This is a genomic window from Nonlabens sp. SCSIO 43208 (assembly GCF_050703575.1).
Classification (GTDB): Bacteria; Bacteroidota; Bacteroidia; order Flavobacteriales; family Flavobacteriaceae; genus Nonlabens; species Nonlabens tegetincola.
Genome location: NZ_CP065365.1, coordinates 2,567,000 through 2,585,798, shown reverse-complemented (window position 1 = coordinate 2,585,798; position 18,799 = coordinate 2,567,000). Strand labels below are relative to the sequence as shown.

Below are 18,799 nucleotides of genomic sequence, written 5' to 3'. Positions count from 1 at the left end.
CATTTAAAGATAGCCTTTTTTACCTTTTCAAGGAGAAGTGGCTAGAAAATTGCGTACCATCCATAAGTGTCGCAGTGAACCAATAGTCACTAGACGGTAGAGGATTACCGTTAAATGTTCCATCCCAGCCTACACTTTCTGGTGAGATTTGTTTTAATAATTTTCCAAATCGATCGTAGATAAATATTGTGGAATTAGGTTCAAACACAGTATTAACACCTATTAATTGCCAGTAATCATTAAAACTATCACCATTTGGTGTGAAAAACCTAGGATATCCCACAATACTGAAATCTTTTCTAGTTACACCACAGCCGTTTTTATCTCGTACATATAAGGTATAAAAGCCTGGTTCAATGTCTGTAAATATTGGACTATCCTGATAAGGAGTTAAAATATCAATACTGTATTCGTAATCACCTAATCCGCTAGCTTCAACCTCCATAGATCCTGAACTATTAGTGCCGGCATGATTGATAATTAAATTATCAATTGTTGCTGGTTCACTAATAACAACTGTAACTATACGTTGTGATGAGCAGCCTTCGGCATTAGTAACGGTTACCGTATAATCTCCACCAGTTGAAACGAGTATTTCATTTGTAGTCTCACCGTTACTCCATGAATAAGTAAAATCATCAGGATTTCCAGAGATGAGACCTGCATCTATTGAGAGCGGTTGTGGATCATTACCACAATATTCAAATAATGCCTGTGGTTCAATATTAGGTAAAGCATTTACTGTAAGTTCTACTTCACTAATTCCGTAACAGTTCCCATCAGGAGATTCGGCTCTGGCAAAAATGGTTTGTGAAAAAGGTGTCGTATTGGTAAATGGACTAGTTAACGGATTCTGCTCTGTAAGTGCATCATCTCTAGTTTCGTAATAATTCACTGTAACATCAGCTGGAGCGTTGGTTAAAACATCGCTATCGGCTAGGGTTAGTGTAAAATCTGCTATTCCATCATTAGATAGGTCATCACATGCTTGTAAAGTGGTGTCTTGCGCATCGCTTGCACTTACTCTCAATGTAACTTGAGATGTTGAATAACATCCTGTAACATCATTGGTTACACGTGCGTAAACTATCTCGGCAGGAGTAGTGTTTGTGTAACTTGTTGTGTTTAATGGATTGGTATTTGAATCTGCATTGGACTGTGTACTGTGGTAGGAAACTGTAACATCACTTGCATTGTTTGATATAGCATCGCTAAAACTATCAAAACTAAAGGTAGTTCTTCCATCAGGAATACCATCTTCATCACATTGAAATGCATCAAAATCAATAGCTTCTGGTTTGTCTTGCACTATAAGATTGAAAGATTGAGAAGTATCTGCACAGGTAGTGTTGTTTCTATTTTCTAACCTCACATAAACTGTTTCTAAAAACGGAGTGTTATTGGTGTATGGACTGTTTATTGGATTTGATCCTGAGTCTGCATCACCTTGTGAAGTATGAAAAGTAATTTCAAAATCGGTACTACTTTGATTTCCGAGTATTAAAGCGTTAATAGAGGTGAGATCAAATTGTTGAATTCCGTCAAAATCGTCATCACAAACTTCAATATCTTGAACAGATTGAATTACAGGTTGTTGAAAAATATTAACATCGAATGAGGTCGTGTCAAAACATTCTGTATTATTACGGTTATAGATACGAACATATATAGTTTCTGAAGGAGTATTAACGGTATATGGACTTGATAATTCATTTACATTGTCAATCGCATTTTGTTGACTCGTAAAATACCTTACGTTGAAAGTCGTGGCATCTTGAGTTCCTAAAATAATAGGAGTCACATCTGTATCTAGGTCTAAAGTTTCGTTCCCATTATTGTCTAGATCACAAATATCTTGATCTACAACATTATTTGCAGTTGGAGAATCAAAAATCTCTACTGTTTTTCTATATGTTCTAGATGCACCACCAGTAGTTAGAGTAAGCGTAACTTGATATACGCCAGGTGTATTATAAACATTGGTCCCTATGGTTTGGGACGACGTGTTACCATCTCCAAAATCCCAAAGAACACTATCAGGTAAATTATCGGTTTCAAATGTAAATTCTGTCGTGTCTCCTAGACAAGTATTTTCAACATCAATCAGTGCAAAAAAGCTTTGAATGAACGGAGGCAGACCTTGTGTAGACAGTCGCCCAGAAAGTGGAATTGCGTCGGCCACAAAATTACAACCTGTACCTCTTACATTGGGATTATTAATGACGCTTAAAAAAGGTCTCCCGTTATCATAGGTGTCTGAAGTGGTTCTATATATTTTCCCGTCAATCCCTAATTGCATAGAGTTACGGTAACCTTGCCTTGTGTCTAATAATATTTCTGATCCTGGAATATTAGGTGCATTAAGGTCATATTGAAACAATGACGTTGAATAAGCGGTAGGATTATTTCCTGAAGCATTATTTAAGGTTGAGATATACAGTAAACTACTATCTGGAGAAAATTCAACACCATAACCAAGGTTGTCGCTTGAAGCAAAATTGAATCGTCTCTCATTACTCAAGGCACCAGTGGTCTGATCAAAATCATAGATGTAAGTTCCACCTACCATGTTGCAGGATACTAAATATTGTCCGTCTGGTGATACTTTGATGTTACCTCTAGGGTCTGTCACTGAGGTTGTAAAGGTAGACCTTACGGGAACTGGATCAACACCAGTTGGAGTCACTTTATAAGTGTAAAAGGTATTAAAGTTTCCACTTGCACCGTTTTGATTTGCATAAACGATAATAAAAATCTCATCATTGGTCGCATGATTAATAGCGGTAAGTTTTTCAGAGGTTCTACGTAAAAGATTGTTTGGAGTATTTAAATTGGTGGTAACAGCACCTTGTCCTAGATTTAAAGACATGTCCACTTCATACCAGTGAAATCCAGTATTAGCATCACCACCTACTTGAGTATCAACTGTGAATATGTAGTAAATGTCAGAATCTTGAGGCTTGGGTATGATTATCGCACTTTGAGTACTTGACGGATCTCCTAAAAGTCCGTTACCATTTTGCATTACTCCATGATTTCTATCATATACAGTGATACCATCCGTATAAAATAAGAGGTTTCCTTGTGCGTCGCTTATACTCGCGCAACCTTCATTTGTACTGAGCTGTCCATTAACTAAAGGAGTAACTGTATTTGAAACAGGATCAAATCGTAAACCTGCATTAAATCCAAAATACCAATTTGAAGCTTCTAATTGTGCATAAACACTGGTGTTTATAAATAAAAATGGCACAATAAAAAAAGCGGAATAAATATTTTTCAATTTCATCCCGCTAAAATAACATCCAAAACGTTAATATTTTACAAATCCCTGCGCTTTAATAAGGCAAAACTCCAATAGACAAACAGTCCAGACCATATAAGTACTGAGATTATGTCTAACCATTCAATATCGTAAGTAAATTCTAGACCTTCTATAGGAATTTGACTAGTGGTAGATTTGACCAAGTCAATCTTAGTAAAAGGTTGTTTGATTAAATTACTCATGGCATTTAATGGAAGTATGTGAACAAGGTAACCATCGTAGATGTTCCAATCATAGTAGGTATCCAGTCCTTTTGCAACTGCATTAATAATACTTTCAAATATGTAGTAAACAAATACCAGCCCTAGTGCAAAGGCACCACGTTTCACCAAAATTCCCGCGAATAGGCAGAAGGTGAAAAAGACTAAGTGAGCTAGAAAAAATCCACCTAGATAACCCATTTGAGAAAATATTATTGATGGTTCATCAAAATCAGAGTAAATTAATCCAAGTATTAATGATGCCAAAAAGACAATAACTGTGGCTGTAATAGCTAGTACAATAGTGAAGTACACTTTGGATAACAACAATTCTTTTTTACTCAATCCATCGATAAGATTTTGTTTGAGTGTTCTATTGCTGTACTCACTTGCAGTAAGTGAAACTATCACAATCGCAATAAAGACTTTTAGAAAACTAGCAAAATATGTACTTAAATGCCATACTAGGGGAAAATTAAAAAGACCTAAATCGCTAAGAGCATATTTTTCACCATTTATAGTAATGGGAATAATACCGGTAAGCATTAAAACTACAATAATCGTTAGGTAAATAATGGTTAAAACCTTACTGCTTTTACTGTGTTTGAATTTGTGAAATTCTATATCGAGTAATCGTAACATATTCTATTGGTTAGTTTTTGGTTAATTCTAGGAATTGATCTTCTAGGCTTTGTTTCTTAAAGGCAAGTTCAGTTAAAACAATACCCTTTTCAAAAGCCTCTTTATTGATTTGGGCTGTCGTTACCGGACTGGATAGTTTTACTTCTAGTAGACTATCCTGTTCAATCAATTCTGCGACAAAGGATTTTTCATTTAGGAAACTACGTAATTGAGCAATATTTTCAGAGCTTAAGAATATAGAACCGTGATTTTGAACCATCTGATCAACTCTGCCTTGATACAGCATGTTGCCTTGTCGTAATACAATAACGTGAGAACAAACCTTTTCAACCTCGTCTAATAAATGAGAGGCGAGCAAAATGGTAGTGCCAGATTTTGCAATATGTTTTATAAGGTCTCTAATCTGTCTTATTCCTTGAGGATCCAGACCATTAGTAGGTTCGTCTAGAATTAAAATTTCTGGATTATTCAATAAAGCACTCGCTATTGCAAGTCTTTGTTTCATACCTAAAGAATAGGTTTTGAAGGGACTATGCTTTCGCGAAAGCAAACCTACCAACTCAAGTGTTTCATCTATTCTATCATAAGCAACACCTTTAATTTTACAAACCAACTTTAAATTTTGCACAGCATTCATTGATGGATAAAAATTAGGTCTTTCTATAATAGCGCCTATTTTTTTTAATGCATCATGGGTAGACATGCTACCGTCAAACCATTTGTATGAGCCACTTGTTGGATTTACAACATTAAGGACCATTCCCAAGGTAGTACTTTTACCGCTACCATTTGGGCCTAGTATACCATAAACGTTACCTTTCTCTATTTTAAAGGAGACTTTATTTACTGCTGTAAGCGCTCCGTAATTTTTATGAAGGTGATTTACTTCAAGAATGTTTTTCATATAGAAGTTATTTTGGTTATTTTATCTGACTGAAAAAAAATTGATTTGTAACAAACAATGAGCGAAAATATAGCTACAGAAAAATTATTATCACGTAAAAAGCCTACTTATCCCATAGACGACGCTCTATTTGGGTATGTGAAAAAATATCATAGGTATACTAATATTCCAGTTTCCTATGACGATTTACTCAGATTTCAAGGTTCAATAAGTGTTTATAATAAAGATGATGAAGATACATTATGGGTACGATGTTATTATCCAGATCATGAGCGTGATATGATAGATAATTACCTTAAAAGAGTTTATGATATTTTATACAGTGATGGGAAAGACAAAACTTTGGACTATTTAAACATAGATGCCATTGACTTTTGCACCTTTGGTAATACAAAACCCTTTAGAATCAAAGTACGTAATGTATTAAACGACAGTTTCACTTATTTCTATGTAAAAAAGGCCGATGCAAGTAGGGTATACGGGCTAGAAATTGAACACTTGTTATCACCACACCGTATAAGCTTTTTGGTGCACGACGACACTTTGATTGAAGAGCATATTGCTGGTATTCCAGGTGATGAATTTATTAAGGATTATCTGGAACGTTGTGATCGTTTAGAAAAAACTCAAATAGCTAAAGAGTTTGTGAAATTCAATGAACGATGTACTATTAGATTGTTAGGAGACATGCGTGCTTACAACTACGTGGTCATTCCTACCCATGATTTTGATAGAGTAAGTTTTACCATAAGAGCTATAGATTTTGATCAACAGTCCTATGAAGGAAATTTAAAAGTTTATAGACCTCAATTCTTCAAAGAGAATTTTCCTATGGTGGATAATGTGAGCAAGCATCTTAAATTAGAAAGTGTAGAACAGTATAGGAAAGAAGAAAGATCCTTAATTGCCAAACGATTGACAAATACTCAAACACGTTTTAGGCAACTCATGAAATGCATGAAGCAGGATGAAATTACGACCAAGGCGAAGCTTAAATCGTTAAAAGCTGATTTGCACAACTTTACTGGTGATATAAAGTTTAAAAAATCAAGAACAATGGGTGGTGTGTTAAATACTGCGCTAGACTTTGTAGTTAGAAACTACAAAACCTAGCGTGTAGAGGTTCTCAATCTTATTAAAGTAAGCAAAATTACCGCCACAGATAATCCAATACCTAAAAAAGGATTTTGATTAGTAGACCAGCTTAGATCTGCATAGTTGATTTTGGTAACATTGAGGATTGCAAAAGCAAGTGCCGCAATCAAGAGAATTAAAAGTGGTGCCTTTGCTCTCATGTGATTATTTCTTTTCCTCTCTATTAAAGTACACTAGGTAGTAATACATTTGTCTTTCTTCGTCCCAGCCTTTTTCTATAAATTTCTCAGCGCTATCAGGATTAGTAAAATCCATTTTTATTTGCACATGAGTGTCAAGATTAATCACGTTTTTGATTCCTTTACGCGCTTGTGTAACAGCGGTATTTGATATAGGAAACTCTGATACATCTTCAATACTATACTTTGGTCCCTTTTCTACCTTAAAATTCTTAAACTCAGGTATTAATTCTGGATTTTCAAGGGTATCATTTAAAAAGGCTGTTTCTTCAAAATTATCATTTTTTGCAAAGTGGTTAACAGCTCTATTCAAAAACATCACCTCTTCCTTTTTATCCTCTGCAGGAAGTACGACCTCTTTGGCAAAGTCTTGACAAAACTTCAAGTACTTTTTAGTAAAGAAGTTTTCATCTTCAAAAACGTCCACACCTAGAAAGCTCTCTAGCCAATATTTTGCATCATATCGATTGCTGTCTACACTTAAAATTTTGTATCCGTTTTCTTCTGCAACATTAAAAATGATAGCTCCTTTATCCAGTTTGTTAAGATTAACACCTTGTTGTAGGATCATTTCCAGTTCAATGTCGCCTTCTTCAAACTGTAAAAAGTCTTGTTTAAGTTCACTTTTGAATATACCGATGGCATCCGTTTTCTGATTATCTACCATTACATTGTCAAAGTAACACACGTACAACTCACCGCTACGTATATGTGGATGAACCGACTGCTCATAAAGGTGCTTTGCAATTTCCTTACTTTTATCTAGCAGGATTGCAGGTGTTGAGAATATCGCTTTCGCGAAAGCGTACATATCATGAAAATCGAGATCAGTATCATGATAAAAGCTATAATAAGCTTCTTCTTTACTACGAAATGGCTTTAAGAAATATTCTTTTAATAATGAGTGCATCTCATCATCTAAAAGAGTAGATTTTGAAGAAGTATAAAGCAGTTCGCCTTTATTTTTGTTACCTATACGATGAATCGCTAGGTCCTCTATACGTGTATTGTAAAGATTAATCATATACTAGTAAAGTTCATAGTCATCAAAAGATTCCTCATCATAATAGTCCTCATCATCATTGAGGTCATCATCGTCTAGATCGTTATCAAATCTAGGATCAGCTTCAAAATTTCTATCTGGTGCTTCATCTGGTAATTCTCCCATTGCAAAAAGTACTCTAGGGTATTGTTCACCATCCTCGGCCTGATCTATATCAACAAGAGTTATCATAAAGGTCCACATGCTCAAAAAATCGTAGATATAGATAAGGTTGGGTTTTTGTTTACTCAATGCCTGATCTATAGTGGTGTCTTCCATTTTCTTGACAGGTTCCATACCACCGCTCATATCAAATAGGCAATATTCTTGCCCTTGATTCCACTCATCGTCGGTTTCATAAAAGCTAGCCATCTCATCACCTTGAAGTTGAAATGACTGGTGAATGATATTGTGAAAGTCTTCTAGTGTACTAGTTGCTGGTATTTCAAGATCTCTCAAAACATCATCGGCGCTGTCTAGTATCACTCTAATTTTATAAATCATGTGTAACTTTTAAAGGGCTTCAAAGATAAAATTATTTACATGTATCCTTAAGATTTTAACGTCATAAATTATGAACGATAATGAACGGTTCTTAGACGCATCCAAAGATAAAATTGCACTCCTAAAATAATAGATGCTAGCACTAAATGTGATGCCTGTGAGCCAAATGGGAAGTCAACGTAATTCATTAATACTCCACCAATAATAGTTAAAATAAAAAGGACAGCTAGCCAGTAGTAATAATTACGAGGATGTTTGTAAAAACGTACTGCTTTATAAATAAAATATCCATGTAGTAGTACTAATAAAATGGAATAACTCCTGTGTATTAAAAATACTAACGGTGCATTATTTTCTAGCCAGGTACTTTTTACAGGATAACCAAAAATATCTATTTGATGATCGATGTACTGCCTTACTTGTGTTCCTAGTGCTACTTGAATTAATGTGAGAACGATAAGCACCAAAGCGAATTGATGCCATTTACCCTTATGCGCATATCTGTTATCTACTGGCTGCACTTCGTGCAATAAATATATAAGCAGTCCTACAATAAGTAATGCCACTATCATATGTATGGTTATGAGTAGTGGTGATAGGTTGGTGTCCACTACTATTTTTCCGATAACGGCTTGTACAAGCATAGCTAATAAGGCAACGGCTGTTAGGATGGTGATGTATTTCTTTTTTCTGAAAAACTGAAAAGAAATAATAGTTGCTATCAATACTACTAGTCCACCTAATGCGCCTATTAACCTATTGATATATTCTGTCCAAGTATGATACTTATTAAATATACTATAATCGTGTTTTGTGTAAGGTTCCCAATTATTGGCATTGTAAGAATTTGATGAAGTAAAATCTTTCTTTGCAACCCTTAAACTTTCATCAACGATAATGACCATTCCTTCTTCGTATGAGGTCAACGGTTGAAAATCTAGTTGAGCTCGCTCAGTAGGTGGTATTAAATATCCGAAGCATTTAGGCCAATCTGGACATCCCATTCCAGATCCAGTCATTCTAACTACTGCGCCAGCCACGATTATGAGGTATATTACGACAATACTTAATCGTAACCACTTGCGATATGTTTTTTCGGTGAAGATATTTTTCATAAAGAAATTCCTAGCACAAAAATACTTCACAAGAATTAAGCTGAAGTATTTTATTTAAGAAGTCTATTTACTTGGAAGTTCTTACAAAAAAAATGGAGCACGAGCTCCATTTTTCATATCCATTCCCCATCATGGATATTAATGCAAAAAAAATGATTTCCCCTACAAAATCAAAAAAATATTTTACCTTCTAAAATAATTTTTCCTCTAGGATTTTTGTAGATTTCTAGCGGATTTTTGTTAAAATACTTGTTTTTACGATTAATTGAGTGTGTTCATTACTCATTTGATTAACAATTTATCTACTTACTTCATTAGGAAAGACAACTATACTTTCTGTTCCATCGGCAGCAACAGCTGCAACACCAAAGTAATAATTATCAATAACAATACCTTCCAAAGTATGGTTATTGGTGTTTCCTACAAATCGACTGTGGTCCCATGTAGGACTTGTGGTGTCTCTCCAATATATTTTATAACCAACCGCATTAGGGACTTTACTCCATTCTAATCTAGCACTAGCTTCAACCATTCCACCAATTTTCACGGTTTTTGGTGGAGCAGGAGCCCAAGCTAGTTGCGCAAGGTTGATAGCGTTTACTGCGGTTAATTTTTTGGCATATGGAAAGTTCACATGTTTTACAACATCGCCATATTCAATTCCATTCTCAGTTCTAATATCTTGATGTTGCTGTGTGTAGTTCTCATGAGCTTCCATAATCCTAATTCCTGGAAAACCTAAGTCATTAAAGGGTCTATGGTGTCCACCACGTCCAAACCTATCCAGTCTATAGATCATCATAGGATTCATTTCGGGCATATAACTTTTAACGGAATTATGAATATACCTAGCAAGCTGTCTAGAATGTCCGTCGACTTCACCTCCATAAAATCTTCTTAAACGTTTAGTTCTCTCATCATCTGTAACGTTGGTAGGTTCACTAAAAATCCTGAAACTTCTATTATCTATGACACCATCTACACCTTTAATATTGCCTATCATGTCATTATTAAGAATTCCTAAAACATTCCAATCATTATCCTTGGCATATCGTGCAAGCCCTGCACCACCAAATAACCCTTGTTCTTCTCCGCTAAGGCCAACATAAACGATGCTGTTTGCAAACTTTCGTTTGCTTAGTACTCGTGCAGCCTCAATTGTTCCTGCCATTCCGCTCGCATTGTCATTAGCACCTGGAGCGTCGGTTGTGAAGTCCATAGTATCACTTGCTCTTGAATCAATATCACCGCTCATAATCACAAAATTATTAGGCTGTGATGTACCTCTTTGAATAGCAACAACGTTTACAACCCAAGCGTCTTTTGGTACGCGACTACCCATTTCTTTAGTAACATAATCTCTTTGATAAAATACTTCTAGACATCCACCGCATTCTGCAGATATCTTATCAAATTCGGCTTTTATCCATCTTCTTGCAGCACCTATACCACGTGTATTACTCAATGTATCAGAAAACGTGTTTCTAGTTCCAAAACCTGCTAATTTTTTAACATCGTTCTCAATACGTTTTTCACTTACTTCATCAATGATTGAATATAAATCTTGTTGGTGGTCACTAGGTACTTGCGCAGTGGCATAAAGTCCTAATAAAGCTATTATTATGTATCGCATATGGTTAAAAATTAAAAACCCTTATTCCTAAATGTTTAATTGAGAATAAGGGTTTTGAGTTAGATTAATAGTTACTGATTGGTACGTTGTGGTTTTTCACCAAATTTTTTCATGTAACGCTCGTATAATTCGGTTTGATGAGAATTCAAAGAGATATCTCTTCCATCAATAAAGGCTCTTGTAAGTTGATTTCCTCTCATGTCTAGAGCGTCGCCTTTTGAAATAAATAGCGTTGCACTTTTACCTTCTTCTAGACTACCGTACTCTTTATCAATTCCTAGAATTTGAGCAGGAGTAAGTGTGATCATTTTAAGGGCTTGTTCTTTATCCATACCATAACCAGCAACAGTTCCTGCGTAGAATGGAAAATTACGCGTTTGATGACGTTCCATGTCACCAGAATTTTCAAGTGCAACGGTTACACCAGCTTTAGCAAGTAAATATGGGAATTTATAAGGCATATCATAGTCTGAATCTTCACGTGCTGGTAAATCGTGAACTCTACCTGCAAGCACAGGAATGTTATTCTGTTTAAGAAGATCTGTCACATTTTGCGCTCCTTGAGCTCCAACTAAAACTGGTTTCTTAATGTTGTTCTTTTTTATAAAAGTAACGACATCTCGTATTGATTTTTCACCGTTCACGTGAAAATAGAACCTTCCATTTCCATTTAACTCTTCTCTCATGGCTTCAAACTTTAAGTTTGATTCATTGTCTTGAGTCATATTGTGTGCCACAGCATCGTTAAAAAAGTCTTGTAATTCAATGATGTTTTCGTCATATTTCTTATTAGGTTCAATTGGACCAGGGTTGTACCAGCTACCTGATCTACTAAAACTACTAGGCCAGTTTACATGGATACCTTCGTCCATTGATATGACCGCATCTTCCCAATTCCAAGCGTCTAATTGTACTACACTGGATTGACCAGAAATTCTTCCACCACGAGGCACTACTTGAGCTATTAAAACTCCATTAGGTCTCATTGATTCGACTACTCGACTTTCCGCATTGTAAGCTATTATACTGCGTATGTGTGGATTGTACACACCTATTTCACGTTGATCGACACTGGCTTTTACTGCATCTACTTCAACAAGTCCTAGAGTACTATTCATGGCTATAATTCCTGGATAGACGTGCATACCGCTAGCCTCGATTACCTCACCTACAGGATCGATACGTACTACACGTGCATCTGCTACGGCTGTTATCACACCTTTATCAACGATAATAACAGAATTTTCAATTACATCACCATTACCTATATGAGCAGTTGCGTTCATAATAGTAAAGGATTTTTTTATGCTTGCCGGAGTTTGTTGTGCACTCACCGCTACGGTAAAAAGAGCACAAAAAGCTATCACTAAGTTTTTCATTTTATTCAATTTACCAGTTAATGGTTTCACATTCATACAATTCTTTTTCTCGCTTTTTAGGGGTTTGCGTTTTCATTCCCTTATTTTTTGCTTCTATCATCTCGTTTACGAGTTGTTGCCTTTCTTTTTTTATGCTTTCACGAAAGCGTAAATCATTTTCCTTGCTAAAGAAAATAATACCATCAATCATAGTATAATCTGCACTTGCTGTTACACTCATAGGATGATCGTTCCAAAGTACCAAGTCGGCATCTTTACCTACTTTGATACTTCCTGTACGGTCGTCAATATGTAAAAGTTTTGCAGGGTTTAGGGTAACAAACTTCCAAGCATCTTCCTCATTTACATTCCCATATTTAACGGCTTTGGCCGCTTCTTGATTTAATCTACGTGACATTTCTGCATCGTCTGAATTAAAAGCTGTAACAACTCCTTGAGAATGCATGATCGCACCGTTGTACGGTATAGCGTCGTTTACTTCATATTTGTAAGCCCACCAGTCACTAAAGGTTGAACCACCTACACCGTGCTCGGCCATTTTATCTGCTACTTTATAACCTTCTAGAATATGGGTAAAAGTATTTACTCTAAATCCGTGACGTTCGGCTAATTTCATAAGCATATTAATCTCGCTTTGTACGTAGGAATGACATGAAATAAATCGCTCTTTATTCAAAATTTCTAGCATTACTTCCATTTCCTCGTCGTATCTAAATGAATCTGTTCCTTTAGTTTTTTCGTATTCTCTTGCTCTTGTGAAGTAATCTTCAAAGACTTGTTCAACACCCATACGACTTTGTGGAAATCTTGTACCGTTTTGATAACGAGATTGTTTAACGTTTTCACCTAATGCAAATTTGATGAACTTTGGTGAGTTTTCTAAGATCATTTCATCGGCAGGATAACCCCATTTAGGTTTAATTATAGCGCTACGACCACCTATAGGATTTGCACTACCATGCAATAGTTGCATGGTGGTAACTCCACCAGCTAGGTCTCTATATAGATTTATATCTTCATGATCTACTACATCCTCAATAGTAACCTCGGCAGTGCTATTGTGACCAGCTTCATTAACTCCATTGTCTATAGCAATATGACTGTGTTCATCAATAATACCACTAGTAAGGTGTTTACCTGTTGCATCAATTACACGTGCTCTTCCTGCATTTAAATTTGTTCCAATTTTTGCAATTTTACCATCTTTTACAAGTACATCGGTATTTTTTAATATACCATCATCCTCGTTTGTCCAAACTGTAGCATTACGATATAGAATTGTTTCTTGCTGTGGTCTTTGAGAAGCTCCATATGCTAGGTTAGGGTAGGTGAGTGCACCTAAACTTTTAACTTCCTTATCCTTATTGTCTTCTTCTTTTTCTTGGTCTTCTTCTTTTTCTTCAGTAGAAGATGCTACAAGAGTAACAGGCAAGGTATCACCACTAGGTAAATGTACAGTTCCCGTAAGATCTTTACCATCGGGTTGTACCACTATACGTGAATAGCTTTTATCATCACTGTCTTTTTGAGTCATCATCAAATTAAGCCATTGTCCATCAAAACTTGATTTACTACCTAATTTTAAGGTATCGATTTTAATAGTGGCCTTTTTACCATCTCCTGAAACAACAATCTTGTATTCATCACCATTCAAGGTGGTCGTGTAGGTTCCATCTACGTCTGGCGTATGACGATTTTTAATGATGTGTTTTGATCCTTGCACCCAATTTTCAAATATTTTAGTTTCCTTATCAAACAAGGGACCAGAGGTCATGATGAAATTTGCAAGTTTTCCTTTTTCAAGAGAACCTACAAGATCATCAGCTTTTAGTATACGGGCTGGTGTTAAAGTAAGGGCTTGTAGGATATCATCTTCACTTAAACCATACTCCATTGCTTGACGTATATTCTCATGAAGTTTTTTAACATCCTTAAGGCCATGTGCTGTTATTGAGAATGTGATGTTGTTTTCTTTAAGCACTTTAAGATTTACAGGCGACTGTTTCCATTCTCTCATATCTCCCAGGCTTACGTACCACTCTTGATAAGGATTTGAAACGTCATAAGCGTCAGGAAAATTTATAGGAACGATAAGAGATGCGTTTGTGTTTTTAATCTCACCTATCATTTCATAAGCATCTTCACCACCTACAATTACAAATTGTTTTCCAACTAAATCACCTACTTTATCAACTCTTAAAATATTTTTTTTATCACCAGCTTCAATTATTTGAGTAAGGTTCTTGTTTTTTATGAGTGCCTCTAAAGAGAGATCTCGAGTGTTTGAGTTTCCTTTTTCATACCAATTTGCATCAAAATGAGCCTGTCTAAGTAAGGCAAGGGTTCCCATAAGTGAAGTAGGGTAGGCTTGATTAGTTTGAACACTACGATTTAGAGAAAAATGCTCTGCATTTTCTCCACGCAAAATTCGATTACCATCATCACCATTATTATTTAAGGCAACTAACATTCCAGTACCACGAGCAATACCATCATGTAAGTGGGTTTGTACTGTTCCATAACCAGCTTCTAAAAGCTTTTTGGCAGCCTTTTCATCGTACTTGAAATAATCAATAGCATTTTGTTCTGCTCTTATGTGATCATTCCAATAGTATCCTTTACGACCTTCATCATATTGTTGTGAGCGACTGCGTTCCGCTCGGCTTGGTTTTTTCATAGAAAAATCACCATATGCTTCGACAAATGAAGGATAAATATGATTCCCATTTGCATCTTCTATAACGGCATCCTTAGGTATGGATACATTTTTACCTATGCTTTGAATTTTACCATCTTTAATAAGAATAGTTGCATTTTTGATGACATCACCTGTTCCTGTGTGAACAGTAGCGTTTGTAATTGCTCTTGAAACATTATTTACAGCGCTTATATCATCGTTGTTAGGGAAATATTCCTGTGAATGCCCAATAAAACACCACAAGAAGAAAAGGAAAAGAATTTTTTTCATCTTTTAAGACTGATTATTATGATATAAATTTTTGTTAAGGCTTAAAGATAGTTGAGCCGTTGCTAAATAAAAGTTAAAACTACTAGTAGTAATTCACTAGTAATGCAACTACATAATTGTAGGTGTCAATTCCTTTAGGTTGATTATTAACTTTTAAATAGGAATCATAGACAGAATGTGAAACCTTTTCCACCAATCCATCTTGATATGGTTTCCAAAAATCTCTTAATTCTTGATAGTTTTTGAAAATACCTGGTTTAATTTCTTTAGCTACCACAGCATACTTTTCAGGATCTCTCAAGTACAAATCATTCAAACAAAATTTAAGGGCGTATAAACTAGCACTGTATTGAAAATGACGATCAGGATGTTTTAATCCAGCATCAATAGCTATAAAATTTGCTTCGTTTTCTTTGGCAAACCCTAGTTGATGAGCCATTTCATGCAAGCATAGCACTGGAGTTTTGTATGCGTTTATCCAGCCATTAATTTGAGCTTCTCCTGTTAATGGATTTAAATAACCACTGTAACCCATATAAGTAAGTGGTACTGTGAGCAATGATTTTTTCAAACTTACGTTTGAATACTTTATCCTAGTATTATTGAGGTGGTAATTCTCAAAAGCCATAGGAGCCATATTCATCCAAACCATTTGGTCGTTTCCAAAATCTACTTTTAGAGAATCGTTGTCTTGGATTGATTCATGCAAATTATTGCTAAGCTCAATGAAATCTTTAGTCACCTCGAGTAATTGCTCTGTAGAATAATCTTCTTCAATTTCCAGTATTTCGTGCATGGGTAATCGATAGTAATTAAAACCCCAAGCCATATGAAAATAAAAAATAATAACATTAAGCGTTATTAAGATCTTTGCAACTTGTTTACCTATTGTTCCTTTAAGAATTGAATTGTTTACTGAATTCTTATCCTTAATGAAATATAGAATTTTGGTTATCAACTTAATGATCCACTTAATAAGCAAAAGGATAAGTAATAAATAAATAAAATCACCAAAGGAAAAGGGAATCCAGCCTAGTCCTATGCGCATAGCATCTGCTATAAAGGGATAAATACCGTTGCTGTAGTAAACCTCGATAAAATTATTTGCATATTTTAATCCGAAAAATACCATAAACTGGCCAACGAGTATGACGCTATATAATAGAATTTTTGCTTTGACCTTCATCTGGTACTAAAGTAAACTATTCCGAGGTAAGCTGGCTTTTAATTGTTTATTTTAGCATTAAATTCAAGTTATGACACAACGTAAAAGAAACCCCAAAATTGGAATATTATTAGCAATACTATTTGTGGGATTTGGTTCATGGCGCTTGGTAGATTATTTTTTCTATGATCAAAATATTCCAACATGGCGTTTAGCATTTTCTGCTATTTTCATCATCTACGGTCTATTCTTGGCCTATTCAGCTTTTACAAAAAATGAATAAAAAGAACTACACCTTGTTTCTTAACCTAGCCTTCATTGGTATAGGTGGTTATAAGCTATACCAGCATTTTATTGACGGCGTTGAACTACCTACTTATCAAATAGTGCTAGCCGGATTTCTAGTTCTTATGGGTGTTTATCAATTAATAATGCTCAATAGAAATTTTAAAAAACCAGAATAATTAATGGTACTTATTCAGGTTATTTAGATTTGCGTAATTGATATTCAATTTCTTTTATCCATTCCTCGCGATCATTTACAGTAAATAGATATTGTTTGTCCTAGGTATGAACTATAAATTGATTTTTAATCCATCTAAACTTGTGAGTTGGTTCTAAATTACGAATGTCAGAAAACCGAATATTATGTTGACCAGCTTGAAAATTTACTTTATGACTTTTAAAAATCAAACCTAGGTTGGTTATTAAAAGCTTTCCACCAACCATCTCATATTTTTTCTTAAAGTTTGCTGGACCTTGGGCTATAATTTCTTCTTCATGTTCAAGAGTAGGTTGAGACTTTTTGTTCCAGCCTTTTCCCATTTTTATCATGATTGTAGGAAATACAAAAGTGAAGAACAGAGCAAAAAAGAAGGCGTTAAATAAAATGTATTGCCACGTGAACAATTCTTTATCCATGTAATATGTCATGAGCGCCATAATACCACCGTAAGTAATCGAGGTAAATAAAAAGATAACTAGTCTAACTTTCCAGTTTGCTTTGTATTTTATACCTATCTCCTTAATCGCCGTATAAGGTTATATACTCATTTTCAGGTTACCCATTTTAATCGCTACCACTGCCGCTTCAGACCCTTTATTGCCGTGAACGCCACCGCTGCGAGCAACAGATTGCTCGTGAGTATCATCTGTAAGCACACAAAAAACTACAGGGATATTAGTGCTATTTAAATTTAAATCTTTTATTCCTTGCGTCACTCCTTGACATACAAAATCAAAATGAGCAGTTTCACCACGAATCACACTACCTATAGCAATAATAACATCCAATTGCTTTTTAAGATTGCGTTCTTTCATAGGATAGGTGCTCTTTTGCATTTGAGAACAACCGTAAATAAGTTCAAATGAACCAGGGACATTCATTCTGAAAATACGTTCTTCATCCACGCCGCAATCTAGGAGTGTTTCATACGCACCTTTAAATAGGTTTTCGGTAATATCATCGTTCCATTCACTTACTACAATCCCTACTCGCAGTTCACTAGAATCTGGTAGTTCATTTTTATCGTATTCTGAAAGGTTTTTTCCTGCTGTTGCCATATTTACAATTTTGTGACGGTAAAAATACAGTCGGTTTGATAGTTACTTAGTTAAATTAACTAAAAAAGCCGTCGTAGAAAAGTGTTCTGCGACGGCCTTTAGGTAGTTTAAAATACACTAGTTTTTTGAAGCTCTAGCTTGAGCTAATAAAACTTGTGCTGTAGTTTTTTCATCAGACTCTGGGAATTCTGATTCAATTTTTTCTAATGCATCAACTGCTGTACTATTATCTCCTGCTTGTAGAGCAGCCTGTGCAGCTTTTAATAAGTACTTAGGTGATGTGAATTCATTTGATTCTATTTCTGCAGCCTCTAGGTAGTAAGGAATAGCTTGTTCTGCTTGATTAGCTTGTACTAGAGCATCTGCGATACCAGCCTTAGCCAGAGATGCAAGTACAGAACCGTTACCATCGTATTCAGATAAATAATCGATAGCTTTTTGATATTTGTCGCCACCTATGTTCAGGTATGCCATTCCCGCTTTATAGTTAGCTATGTTTGCAGCATCAGTACCAGCGTATTCCTCAGCTATTTTGGCATATCCGTATTTACCATTTACACCTTCTATAGAAAGCATGAATAGCGAGTCTTTTTCTTGAGTGCTAGTTGAGTTCATTGCTAGGTCAAAGTACTTGTCAGCCTCTTTACTTTCAACGATAGCTTCATCGGCTTTAGGCGCCATAACAAAATTGTTGTAAGCCCAGTATCCTAATGCTACAAGAGCAGCTACACCAACGATAGCAAAAATGATATTTTGATTTTTACTTACCCATTCTTCAGTTTTACTCGCACCTTCATCTAGGGTACTAAAAACTTCGGCAGTAGTAGATTCACTCTCGTCAAAGATTTCTTCTACTTCATTATCAATCTTTTCTTTCTTCGTTTTAGGTTTATATCCGCGCTTATTATACGTTGCCATAATTTGATTGTTAAACGCGCAAAAATATAACAATTCTGCAATTATAAAAACGTGTGAAAGCTTTATTGTTAACACCTGCATCAATTACATTTGCAGGAAATAGATTT

Annotated in this window: 17 protein-coding genes; 3 read left to right on the top strand and 14 right to left on the bottom strand. The window is 35.4% G+C overall.

Annotated elements, in window-relative coordinates:
• Window positions 1–19 precede the first annotated feature (19 nt).
• From I5168_RS11830 to I5168_RS11820, 3 genes are read right to left on the bottom strand one after another with little or no spacing between them, the layout of a single operon-like run.
• Complete coding sequence (locus I5168_RS11830; protein WP_431471890.1) at window positions 20–3,289, bottom strand: T9SS type B sorting domain-containing protein; 3,270 nt, start codon at window positions 3,287–3,289, stop codon at window positions 20–22.
• A 32-nt stretch (window positions 3,290–3,321) separates the two neighbouring features.
• Window positions 3,322–4,167 carry an ABC transporter permease gene (locus I5168_RS11825; RefSeq protein ID WP_042278397.1) on the bottom strand — a complete coding sequence of 282 codons (846 nt, stop codon included), beginning with the start codon at window positions 4,165–4,167 and terminating at the stop codon, window positions 3,322–3,324.
• Window positions 4,168–4,177: 10 nt separating this feature from the next.
• Entirely contained in the window at window positions 4,178–5,071 is an 894-nt protein-coding gene (locus I5168_RS11820) for an ABC transporter ATP-binding protein (RefSeq protein ID WP_167341760.1), read from the bottom strand.
• 57 nt (window positions 5,072–5,128) lie between these two features.
• Here I5168_RS11820 and I5168_RS11815 point away from each other — a divergent pair, with 57 nt between their 5' ends.
• Window positions 5,129–6,184, top strand: coding sequence for a hypothetical protein (locus I5168_RS11815; RefSeq protein ID WP_042278399.1), 1,056 nt, complete (start codon window positions 5,129–5,131; stop codon window positions 6,182–6,184).
• Here the strand turns inward: I5168_RS11815 and I5168_RS11810 are convergent.
• The 8 genes from I5168_RS11810 to I5168_RS11775 form a co-directional block, all read right to left on the bottom strand.
• Window positions 6,181–6,366: a hypothetical protein gene (locus I5168_RS11810; RefSeq protein ID WP_060522813.1), complete on the bottom strand. Its 186-nt coding sequence runs from the start codon at window positions 6,364–6,366 to the stop codon at window positions 6,181–6,183. The two genes, I5168_RS11815 and I5168_RS11810, sit on opposite strands and share 4 nt — an antisense overlap.
• A gap of 4 nt (window positions 6,367–6,370) precedes the next feature.
• Window positions 6,371–7,429: a nucleoid-associated protein gene (locus I5168_RS11805; protein WP_042278402.1), complete on the bottom strand. Its 1,059-nt coding sequence runs from the start codon at window positions 7,427–7,429 to the stop codon at window positions 6,371–6,373.
• A 3-nt stretch (window positions 7,430–7,432) separates the two neighbouring features.
• On the bottom strand, window positions 7,433–7,951 hold the full coding sequence (locus I5168_RS11800) for a plasmid pRiA4b ORF-3 family protein (protein WP_167341761.1): 519 nt from the start codon (window positions 7,949–7,951) through the stop codon (window positions 7,433–7,435).
• Window positions 7,952–8,019: 68 nt separating this feature from the next.
• The gene (locus I5168_RS11795) at window positions 8,020–9,066 is read right to left on the bottom strand and encodes a COX15/CtaA family protein (RefSeq protein WP_167341762.1); all 1,047 of its coding nucleotides are present in this window, start codon (window positions 9,064–9,066) and stop codon (window positions 8,020–8,022) included.
• Between the two features lie 298 nt (window positions 9,067–9,364).
• Window positions 9,365–10,699: a M28 family metallopeptidase gene (locus I5168_RS11790; protein ID WP_431471889.1), complete on the bottom strand. Its 1,335-nt coding sequence runs from the start codon at window positions 10,697–10,699 to the stop codon at window positions 9,365–9,367.
• 71 nt (window positions 10,700–10,770) lie between these two features.
• Window positions 10,771–12,078: an amidohydrolase family protein gene (locus I5168_RS11785; RefSeq protein WP_240919375.1), complete on the bottom strand. Its 1,308-nt coding sequence runs from the start codon at window positions 12,076–12,078 to the stop codon at window positions 10,771–10,773.
• A 10-nt stretch (window positions 12,079–12,088) separates the two neighbouring features.
• Window positions 12,089–15,046: an amidohydrolase family protein gene (locus I5168_RS11780; RefSeq protein WP_431471888.1), complete on the bottom strand. Its 2,958-nt coding sequence runs from the start codon at window positions 15,044–15,046 to the stop codon at window positions 12,089–12,091.
• Between the two features lie 82 nt (window positions 15,047–15,128).
• Window positions 15,129–16,232: a DUF3810 domain-containing protein gene (locus I5168_RS11775; protein ID WP_431471887.1), complete on the bottom strand. Its 1,104-nt coding sequence runs from the start codon at window positions 16,230–16,232 to the stop codon at window positions 15,129–15,131.
• 70 nt (window positions 16,233–16,302) lie between these two features.
• On the opposite strand from I5168_RS11775, the gene I5168_RS11770 reads away from it, so the two are divergent.
• Together I5168_RS11770 and I5168_RS11765 are read left to right on the top strand one after the other, a co-directional pair.
• Complete coding sequence (locus tag I5168_RS11770) at window positions 16,303–16,494, top strand: hypothetical protein (RefSeq protein WP_042278414.1); 192 nt, start codon at window positions 16,303–16,305, stop codon at window positions 16,492–16,494.
• Window positions 16,487–16,675: a hypothetical protein gene (locus tag I5168_RS11765; protein WP_431471886.1), complete on the top strand. Its 189-nt coding sequence runs from the start codon at window positions 16,487–16,489 to the stop codon at window positions 16,673–16,675. Before I5168_RS11770 ends, I5168_RS11765 begins: the two co-directional genes overlap by 8 nt.
• A 100-nt stretch (window positions 16,676–16,775) precedes the next feature.
• On the opposite strand, the gene I5168_RS11760 is transcribed toward I5168_RS11765, so the two are convergent.
• From I5168_RS11760 to I5168_RS11750, 3 genes are all read right to left on the bottom strand, one after another.
• Entirely contained in the window at window positions 16,776–17,132 is a 357-nt protein-coding gene (locus tag I5168_RS11760; protein WP_431471885.1) for a hypothetical protein, read from the bottom strand.
• 120 nt (window positions 17,133–17,252) lie between these two features.
• The gene (ribH, locus tag I5168_RS11755; protein WP_042278418.1) at window positions 17,253–17,774 is read right to left on the bottom strand and encodes a 6,7-dimethyl-8-ribityllumazine synthase; all 522 of its coding nucleotides are present in this window, start codon (window positions 17,772–17,774) and stop codon (window positions 17,253–17,255) included.
• Window positions 17,775–17,891: 117 nt separating this feature from the next.
• A complete protein-coding gene (locus I5168_RS11750; protein WP_042278420.1) occupies window positions 17,892–18,692 on the bottom strand; it encodes a tetratricopeptide repeat protein in 801 nt (266 codons plus the stop codon).
• Window positions 18,693–18,799: the final 107 nt, after the last annotated feature.

What these genes read in the sequence shown, in the direction of transcription:
- I5168_RS11775 (WP_431471887.1), bottom strand. Translation starts at nt 16,232, where the DNA reads ATGAAGGTCAAAGCAAAAATTCTATTATATAGCGTCATACTCGTTGGC.
- I5168_RS11810 (WP_060522813.1), bottom strand. Translation starts at nt 6,366, where the DNA reads ATGAGAGCAAAGGCACCACTTTTAATTCTCTTGATTGCGGCACTTGCT.
- I5168_RS11780 (WP_431471888.1), bottom strand. Translation starts at nt 15,046, where the DNA reads ATGAAAAAAATTCTTTTCCTTTTCTTCTTGTGGTGTTTTATTGGGCAT.
- I5168_RS11770 (WP_042278414.1), top strand. Translation starts at nt 16,303, where the DNA reads ATGACACAACGTAAAAGAAACCCCAAAATTGGAATATTATTAGCAATA.
- I5168_RS11765 (WP_431471886.1), top strand. Translation starts at nt 16,487, where the DNA reads ATGAATAAAAAGAACTACACCTTGTTTCTTAACCTAGCCTTCATTGGT.
- I5168_RS11830 (WP_431471890.1), bottom strand. Translation starts at nt 3,289, where the DNA reads ATGAAATTGAAAAATATTTATTCCGCTTTTTTTATTGTGCCATTTTTA.
- I5168_RS11795 (WP_167341762.1), bottom strand. Translation starts at nt 9,066, where the DNA reads ATGAAAAATATCTTCACCGAAAAAACATATCGCAAGTGGTTACGATTA.
- I5168_RS11815 (WP_042278399.1), top strand. Translation starts at nt 5,129, where the DNA reads ATGAGCGAAAATATAGCTACAGAAAAATTATTATCACGTAAAAAGCCT.
- I5168_RS11790 (WP_431471889.1), bottom strand. Translation starts at nt 10,699, where the DNA reads ATGCGATACATAATAATAGCTTTATTAGGACTTTATGCCACTGCGCAA.
- I5168_RS11805 (WP_042278402.1), bottom strand. Translation starts at nt 7,429, where the DNA reads ATGATTAATCTTTACAATACACGTATAGAGGACCTAGCGATTCATCGT.
- I5168_RS11825 (WP_042278397.1), bottom strand. Translation starts at nt 4,167, where the DNA reads ATGTTACGATTACTCGATATAGAATTTCACAAATTCAAACACAGTAAA.
- I5168_RS11820 (WP_167341760.1), bottom strand. Translation starts at nt 5,071, where the DNA reads ATGAAAAACATTCTTGAAGTAAATCACCTTCATAAAAATTACGGAGCG.
- I5168_RS11750 (WP_042278420.1), bottom strand. Translation starts at nt 18,692, where the DNA reads ATGGCAACGTATAATAAGCGCGGATATAAACCTAAAACGAAGAAAGAA.
- I5168_RS11760 (WP_431471885.1), bottom strand. Translation starts at nt 17,132, where the DNA reads ATGGATAAAGAATTGTTCACGTGGCAATACATTTTATTTAACGCCTTC.
- I5168_RS11800 (WP_167341761.1), bottom strand. Translation starts at nt 7,951, where the DNA reads ATGATTTATAAAATTAGAGTGATACTAGACAGCGCCGATGATGTTTTG.
- ribH (WP_042278418.1), bottom strand. Translation starts at nt 17,774, where the DNA reads ATGGCAACAGCAGGAAAAAACCTTTCAGAATACGATAAAAATGAACTA.
- I5168_RS11785 (WP_240919375.1), bottom strand. Translation starts at nt 12,078, where the DNA reads ATGAAAAACTTAGTGATAGCTTTTTGTGCTCTTTTTACCGTAGCGGTG.